Source organism: Enterobacter sp. Res13-Sevr-PEC09-46 (assembly GCF_015672585.1).
Taxonomy (GTDB): Bacteria; Pseudomonadota; Gammaproteobacteria; order Enterobacterales; family Enterobacteriaceae; genus Enterobacter; species Enterobacter hormaechei_C.
Genome location: NZ_JADABR010000006.1, coordinates 44,079 through 50,697, shown reverse-complemented (window position 1 = coordinate 50,697; position 6,619 = coordinate 44,079). Strand labels below are relative to the sequence as shown.

The following is a 6,619-nucleotide window of genomic DNA, read 5'->3' as shown; positions in this document are numbered from 1 at the left end:
AGTAGTAAGCCGGTGCATTAATCCGGTGGTTACAGAAGTATTCGGTGGAGCGGTAGTTCAGTCGGTTAGAATACCTGCCTGTCACGCAGGGGGTCGCGGGTTCGAGTCCCGTCCGTTCCGCCACTTATTAAGACATTAAGCCTGCCCTTCCGGCAGGCTTAATGGCAAAAACTTTAGGGGCGTAGCTCAGTTGGTAGAGCACCGGTCTCCAAAACCGGGTGTCGCGAGTTCGAGTCTCTCCGCCCCTGCCATATAGAATCCTTTGCTTCGGCAAAGGATTTTTTTTTGCCTGCAAAACAGCTCAACACCTTCCTGAAGAATAAGCAGCCTGCGTTTCCGCAGGCTTTTGCGTTAATCCAGTATGCTGGTTTTTAACAGATCTTTTATCTGCGACTGCTTATCGCTGTTTTGCAGCCAAATGGCATACAGCGGTCTGGAGAGCGTTGTCGAATCGGTGACAACATGGAGTGTAGGATTATTATCCGCCCAGCGAACAGGTAACCAGGTACAGCCTTTCAATGCGGGAAGATGCTGGCATGCGATCTCCGCTGAGCTTGTCGTGAGCTGCGGGATATCATCGCTGGCAATTAACCCCGTCTCGTGTTGCTGAAAATCAGGCCCCCATTCCAGGCGTAAATAATTCAGGTCGGCCTTCATCATTGCAGGCTCCGATGCATAGAGCGCCAGGCTAAATTGTCCAACAATCTGGCTGCTAAATTCGTCCATCTTGGGGGCTTCTGTGGTAATCAGCAGATCAAGCTGCCGCTCGTGGAGTTGCTTAACCAGCGACTGACGTTGCGCAATCCTCGCCTCAAATTGCAGATGGTTGTGTGTGCGATATAGCCGCATAAGCCATTGGCTGAGCATGCATTCCCATAGCGATGCGCTGGCACCGATCGAGAATTCATTATGCCGGGAGGTGTGCGCAACCTCCTTTCGCGCTGCCTGCCAGGTATTCATCAGGGTTTCTGCATAAGGCAACAGCTTTTCACCAGCCGGAGTTAAACGAATATTGTTGCGATGGCGGGTAAAAAGGTTCACACCCAGTTGATTTTCCAGCTGTCGAATACGAAAACTGACTGCTGACTGCGTCAGGTAGAGGGCTTCAGCTGCTCGCCCAAAGTGTCGCGTTCTGCTCACTTCAAGGAAAGTTTTTAGCAATTCCGTATCCACATCTTTCTCCACAAAATTATTTGTCGTTATGATTTAAATGTTTTGTTTTACACTCTGTCAAGCGTAACTAATACTCCGCGCCATAAATAGCTCGGCCAAAGAATTAGGAGCGTGTAGGATGGCGGAAAGCTTTACGACGACTAATCGTTTTTTCGACAATAAACATTATCCGCGCGGGTTCTCTCGTCACGGCGATTTCACTATCAAAGAAGCTCAACTTCTTGAGCGCCATGGTTATGCCTTTAACGAGCTGGATCTGGGTAAACGTGAACCGGCAACCGAAGATGAAAAACAGTTTGTCTCTGTTTGCCGTGGTGAGCGTGAGCCGCAGTCTGATGCAGAACGTGTATGGATCAAGTATATGGCTCGCATTAAGCGTCCTAAGCGTTTCCATACGCTGTCTGGCGGCAAGCCGCAGATGGAAGGTGCAGAAGACTACACCGAGTCTGACGATTAAGAAGAGAAGGGGCTACGGCCCCTTTTTTTACGCCAGCATTTTTTGCAGATGCAACAGCAGCCGATCGATCGCACGGTAACTTAATGCCTCCTGCAAATGCCGCCTCTCTATTCCGGGGCAGCCCTCCACGTCGGCGACCGTGCGCGCAACTTTCAACAAACGCTGCCACGCGCGAATGGATAGCCCAAACCGCGTCAGTGCCTCTTCCAGCCAGCCTGCATCTTCAGCGTTGAGAGAACAAAACTGTCGGATCCCGCTGTTATCCAGCCGGGCATTCAGCCTGTTTTGACGAGCATACTGCCGCGCCTGCGCCGCAATAACCCGTTCACGCACAGCTGCTGAGCTTTCGCCTTTGATACCGGTTTGCCTCAGCAGACCGGGTGGGGGCAGGGGGATCTCGAGAGATAAATCAAAACGGTCGAGGAAGGGGCCGGACAGCTTACTCAGATAGCGCAGCGTCTGCTCTGGCGTACAGCGGTTATGGTTGCCCTGATAATGACCCGTAGGGCTAGGGTTCATCGCGGCGACCAGCTGAAACTGCGCAGGGTAGCTTATTTTGGCCCGTGTACGAGACAGATGGATTTCGCCGGATTCAATCGGCTCCCGCAATGCATCCAGCACGCGGCGTTCAAACTCTGGCAATTCATCCAGGAAGAGAATGCCGTTGTGCGCCAGTGAGATTTCACCCGGACCGGGGATCGAACCCCCGCCCACCATCGCGGTAAGAGACGCACTGTGATGTGGAGAGCGGAAAGGACGGCGGCGCCACTGTTTATGCAGCGACGTAGAACTGACCAGGCTAAATATCGCGGCGCTTTCCAGCGCTTCGTGATTATTGAGGGGTGGCAACAGACCGCTCAATCTGCTCGCCAGCATCGTTTTCCCCGTGCCTGGCGGACCTATCAGTAACAGGTTATGCCCACCCGCGGCCGTTATCTCTAACGCCCGTTTACCCTGTTCCTGACCCATAATATCGCTGAGATCCTCGGGCGAATCTGGCGCCACCTCGTCATTCTCCTGCGGCTCGGCAAGCTCGTGTCGGCCTTCCAGCCAGGCGCAAACCTCCTGCAAATGTCCCGCGACAAGACACCCCTTTTCGGCAATAAGGCTAACTTCAGAGGCATTTTCATTGGCCACAATGATTTGTCTTCCCGCGCGTATGGCTTCAAGCGCACCCGAGATTGCTCCGGGAACGCCTCTTAACGCGCCTGTAAGCGCTAATTCACCCACGAACTCGCACGAGCTTAGCCCTGGCGTGTTGAGCTGTTCAGAAGCCGCGAGAAGCGCTATAGCAATAGGTAAATCATATCGCCCTCCCTCCTTTGGCAAATCGGCGGGCGCAAGGTTAATGGTGATCTTCTTCGCCGGAAAAGCATAACCGCTATTAATAATTGCGCTGCGCACGCGATCCCTCGCCTCTTTAACGGTCGTTTCTGGTAAGCCGACCAGCGTCAGTCCGGGCAGTCCATTACTTAAATGAACCTCTACAGAAATAAGCGGTGCCTTCACGCCGATGGCCGCGCGTGTATAAACAACTGACAGTGACATAAGCCCTCCTTGGCGGTGACTATGCCAGCATCATTTTTTCCTGTTTAGCACTAATTCACTGAATTACGGCGCTCGTTCCAGCCTTTTAGCGGCAAAATGTAATCCTTACATGTCGGTGGAATCGGCCTCGCAGAAAAGAGATCATGCGCGCCTTGCCTGATGAAACAGGACAAAAAAATGAAAAATCTTCATTTCTATTTTTTCCCTATATAAAACAACGATTTTGAAATAAATAGTTCGCATGCTACAGATATAGGTCATAAAAAAATCTTGTGTCAGATGAAATATCTGTGGTAACTCTTTAGGTATTCCTTCGAACAAGATGCAAAAGAACTGAAAATGACAGCCCTTCTACGAGTGATTAGCCTGGTCGTGATTAGCGTGGTGGTGATTATTATCCCACCGTGCGGGGCTGCACTTGGACGAGGAAAGGCTTAGAAATCAAGCCTTAACGAACTAAGACCCCCGCACCGAAAGGTCCGGGGGTTTTTTTATGACTAAAAAACTTAAATGAGGAGCAGAGAATGACGACTAGCACAAAATTCTGTTTCTCCAGATTTATGACGGGGAACTAACTATGAATGGGGCACAATGGGTAGTACATGCGTTGCGCGCGCAGGGAGTCGAAACCGTATTCGGTTATCCGGGTGGCGCAATTATGCCGATTTACGATGCACTGTATGACGGCGGCGTGGAACACCTGTTGTGCCGACACGAGCAGGGCGCAGCGATGGCCGCCATCGGTTATGCCCGTGCGACCGGTAAAACCGGCGTCTGTATGGCCACCTCCGGTCCGGGCGCAACGAACCTGATCACCGGCCTGGCTGACGCGCTGCTCGACTCCGTACCCGTGGTGGCGATCACCGGCCAGGTGGCCTCTCCGTTCATCGGCACCGATGCCTTCCAGGAAGTGGATGTGCTCGGTTTATCGCTGGCCTGCACCAAACACAGCTTCCTCGTTCAGTCTCTCGAAGAGCTGCCGCGTGTGATGGCCGAAGCGTTCGAGGTTGCCAGCTCTGGCCGTCCTGGCCCGGTTCTGGTTGATATCCCGAAAGATATCCAGGTTGCACTCGGCGATCTGGAGCCGCATTTCTCTACCGTGGAAAGCGATAATGCGTTCCCGCATGCAGAGGTGGAAGAGGCGCGTCAGATGATGGCGCAGGCCAAACAACCGATGCTGTACGTAGGCGGCGGCGTGGGCATGGCGCAGGCTGTTCCGGCGCTTCGCGCGTTCATTGCGACCACGCAAATGCCCGCCACCTGCACGCTGAAAGGTCTCGGTGCGGTAGAGGCAGATTACCCGTACTACCTCGGCATGCTGGGGATGCATGGTACCAAAGCGGCAAACCTGGCGGTGCAGGAATGCGACTTGCTTATCGCCGTCGGCGCACGTTTTGACGACCGCGTTACCGGCAAGCTGAACACCTTCGCGCCGAACGCCAAAGTGATCCATATGGACATCGACCCGGCGGAGATGAACAAACTGCGTCAGGCGCATGTCGCGTTGCAGGGCGATCTTAACGCGCTGTTACCGGCGCTGGAGCAGCCGCTGGATATCACCCCATGGCGTCAGCACACCGCTGATATGCGTACTGAACACGCGTGGCGTTACGATCACCCAGGCGACGCCATCTATGCGCCGCTGCTGTTGAAACAGCTGTCAGACCGTAAACCCGCAGACAGCGTGGTAACGACGGATGTCGGCCAGCATCAGATGTGGTCAGCCCAGCACATGACCTACACCCGCCCGGAGAACTTTATCACCTCGAGCGGGTTAGGGACGATGGGCTTCGGCCTGCCCGCTGCCGTGGGCGCGCAGGTTGCCCGCCCGAACGATACCGTTATCTGTATCTCCGGTGACGGCTCCTTCATGATGAACGTCCAGGAGCTCGGCACCGTGAAGCGTAAGCAGTTACCGCTGAAGATCGTCTTGCTCGATAACCAGCGTTTAGGCATGGTTCGCCAGTGGCAGCAGCTGTTCTTCCAGGAGCGTTACAGCGAAACGACCCTGACCGATAACCCCGATTTCCTCACCCTGGCCAGCGCCTTCGGCATTCCTGGCCAGCACATCACCCGTAAAGACCAGGTTGAAGCGGCACTCGACACCATGCTGTCAAGCGAAGGGCCATACCTGCTTCATGTCTCAATCGACGAGCTTGAGAACGTCTGGCCGTTGGTACCGCCCGGTGCCAGTAACTCACAAATGCTGGAGAAATTATCATGATGCAACATCAGGTCGCCGTGCAGGCTCGCTTCAACCCGGAAACGTTAGAACGCGTATTGCGCGTGGTTCGCCACCGTGGCTTTCAGATTTGCTCTATGAATATGGAAACGGCCACCGACGCGCAGAACATCAGTATCGAATTAACCGTTGCCAGCCCGCGGCCGGTCGACTTACTGTTTAGTCAGTTATCAAAACTGGTAGACGTTGCCCATGTTGCCATCTGCCAGAGCACAACCACATCACAACAAATCCGCGCTTAAGCGTGACAGGACGAAAAAATGACGACAAAAAAAGCTGATTACATTTGGTTCAATGGTGAGATGGTTCGCTGGGAAGACGCGAAAGTTCACGTGATGTCCCACGCGCTGCACTACGGCACCTCCGTGTTTGAAGGGATCCGTTGCTACGACTCTCACAAAGGGCCAGTGGTGTTCCGCCATCGCGAACACATGCAGCGTCTGCATGACTCAGCCAAAATTTATCGTTTCCCGGTCTCCCAAAGCGTTGATGAGCTGATGGAAGCCTGCCGCGAGGTGATTCGCCAGAACAAACTGACCAGCGCCTATATTCGTCCGCTGGTCTTCGTGGGTGATGTCGGCATGGGCGTCAACCCGCCCGCTGGCTATAACACCGATGTGATCATTGCCGCGTTCCCGTGGGGCGCCTACCTGGGCGCGGAAGCGCTGGATCAGGGGATCGACGCAATGGTTTCTTCCTGGAACCGCGTGGCGCCAAACACTATCCCGACTGCGGCTAAAGCGGGCGGTAACTACCTTTCCTCACTGCTGGTCGGCAGCGAAGCGCGCCGTCACGGCTATCAGGAAGGTATCGCGCTGGATGTGAATGGCTACATCTCCGAAGGCGCGGGTGAAAACCTGTTTGAAGTGAAAGACGGCATTCTGTTCACCCCGCCATTCACTTCGTCCGCGCTGCCGGGCATCACCCGCGACGCCATCATCAAGCTGGCAAAAGATCTGGGTATCGAAGTGCGCGAGCAGGTACTGTCCCGCGAATCCCTGTACCTGGCTGACGAAGTGTTCATGTCCGGTACCGCGGCTGAAATTACGCCGGTGCGTAGCGTCGATGGCATTCAGGTGGGCGAAGGCCGCTGTGGCTCGGTCACCAAACGCATTCAGCAAGCCTTCTTCGGCCTGTTCACCGGCGAAACAGAAGACAAATACGGCTGGTTGGATCAGGTTAATCACTAAATATAAATT

The 6,619-nt window shown here is 54.3% G+C and carries 8 protein-coding genes and 2 tRNA genes; 8 read left to right on the top strand and 2 right to left on the bottom strand.

Features of this window, described 5'->3' with window-relative positions:
- Nucleotides 1-46 precede the first annotated feature (46 nt).
- Nucleotides 47-123: transfer RNA gene (locus tag IMQ56_RS04735), tRNA-Asp, on the top strand.
- Between the two features lie 52 nt (nucleotides 124-175).
- Nucleotides 176-251 (top strand) — tRNA-Trp (locus IMQ56_RS04730).
- A gap of 100 nt (nucleotides 252-351) precedes the next feature.
- Here the strand turns inward: IMQ56_RS04730 and hdfR are convergent.
- Nucleotides 352-1,173 (bottom strand): HTH-type transcriptional regulator HdfR, encoded by an 822-nt coding sequence (gene hdfR, locus IMQ56_RS04725; protein WP_023304628.1) that lies wholly within the window; start codon nucleotides 1,171-1,173, stop codon nucleotides 352-354.
- A 118-nt stretch (nucleotides 1,174-1,291) separates the two neighbouring features.
- Here hdfR and IMQ56_RS04720 point away from each other — a divergent pair, with 118 nt between their 5' ends.
- Nucleotides 1,292-1,630, top strand: a complete 339-nt coding sequence (locus IMQ56_RS04720) for a DUF413 domain-containing protein (RefSeq protein WP_006808641.1) — start codon at nucleotides 1,292-1,294, stop codon at nucleotides 1,628-1,630.
- 27 nt (nucleotides 1,631-1,657) lie between these two features.
- Here IMQ56_RS04720 and IMQ56_RS04715 read toward each other — a convergent pair whose 3' ends face one another.
- Nucleotides 1,658-3,178: a YifB family Mg chelatase-like AAA ATPase gene (locus IMQ56_RS04715; protein WP_048219332.1), complete on the bottom strand. Its 1,521-nt coding sequence runs from the start codon at nucleotides 3,176-3,178 to the stop codon at nucleotides 1,658-1,660.
- A 339-nt stretch (nucleotides 3,179-3,517) separates the two neighbouring features.
- Between IMQ56_RS04715 and ilvL the strand changes: the two genes are divergently transcribed.
- From ilvL to ilvE, 5 genes are all read left to right on the top strand, one after another.
- Complete coding sequence (ilvL, locus tag IMQ56_RS04710) at nucleotides 3,518-3,616, top strand: ilv operon leader peptide (protein ID WP_001311244.1); 99 nt, start codon at nucleotides 3,518-3,520, stop codon at nucleotides 3,614-3,616.
- Between the two features lie 86 nt (nucleotides 3,617-3,702).
- On the top strand, nucleotides 3,703-3,753 hold the full coding sequence (gene ilvX / locus IMQ56_RS04705) for a peptide IlvX (protein ID WP_166792073.1): 51 nt from the start codon (nucleotides 3,703-3,705) through the stop codon (nucleotides 3,751-3,753).
- A 2-nt stretch (nucleotides 3,754-3,755) separates the two neighbouring features.
- Complete coding sequence (gene ilvG / locus IMQ56_RS04700; RefSeq protein ID WP_040118233.1) at nucleotides 3,756-5,402, top strand: acetolactate synthase 2 catalytic subunit; 1,647 nt, start codon at nucleotides 3,756-3,758, stop codon at nucleotides 5,400-5,402.
- On the top strand, nucleotides 5,399-5,662 hold the full coding sequence (gene ilvM, locus IMQ56_RS04695; RefSeq protein WP_003860184.1) for an acetolactate synthase 2 small subunit: 264 nt from the start codon (nucleotides 5,399-5,401) through the stop codon (nucleotides 5,660-5,662). The genes ilvG and ilvM overlap by 4 nt, the downstream gene beginning before the upstream one ends.
- 18 nt (nucleotides 5,663-5,680) lie before the next feature.
- The gene (ilvE, locus tag IMQ56_RS04690) at nucleotides 5,681-6,610 is read left to right on the top strand and encodes a branched-chain-amino-acid transaminase (protein ID WP_015572775.1); all 930 of its coding nucleotides are present in this window, start codon (nucleotides 5,681-5,683) and stop codon (nucleotides 6,608-6,610) included.
- The last annotated feature ends 9 nt before the right edge of the window (nucleotides 6,611-6,619 follow it).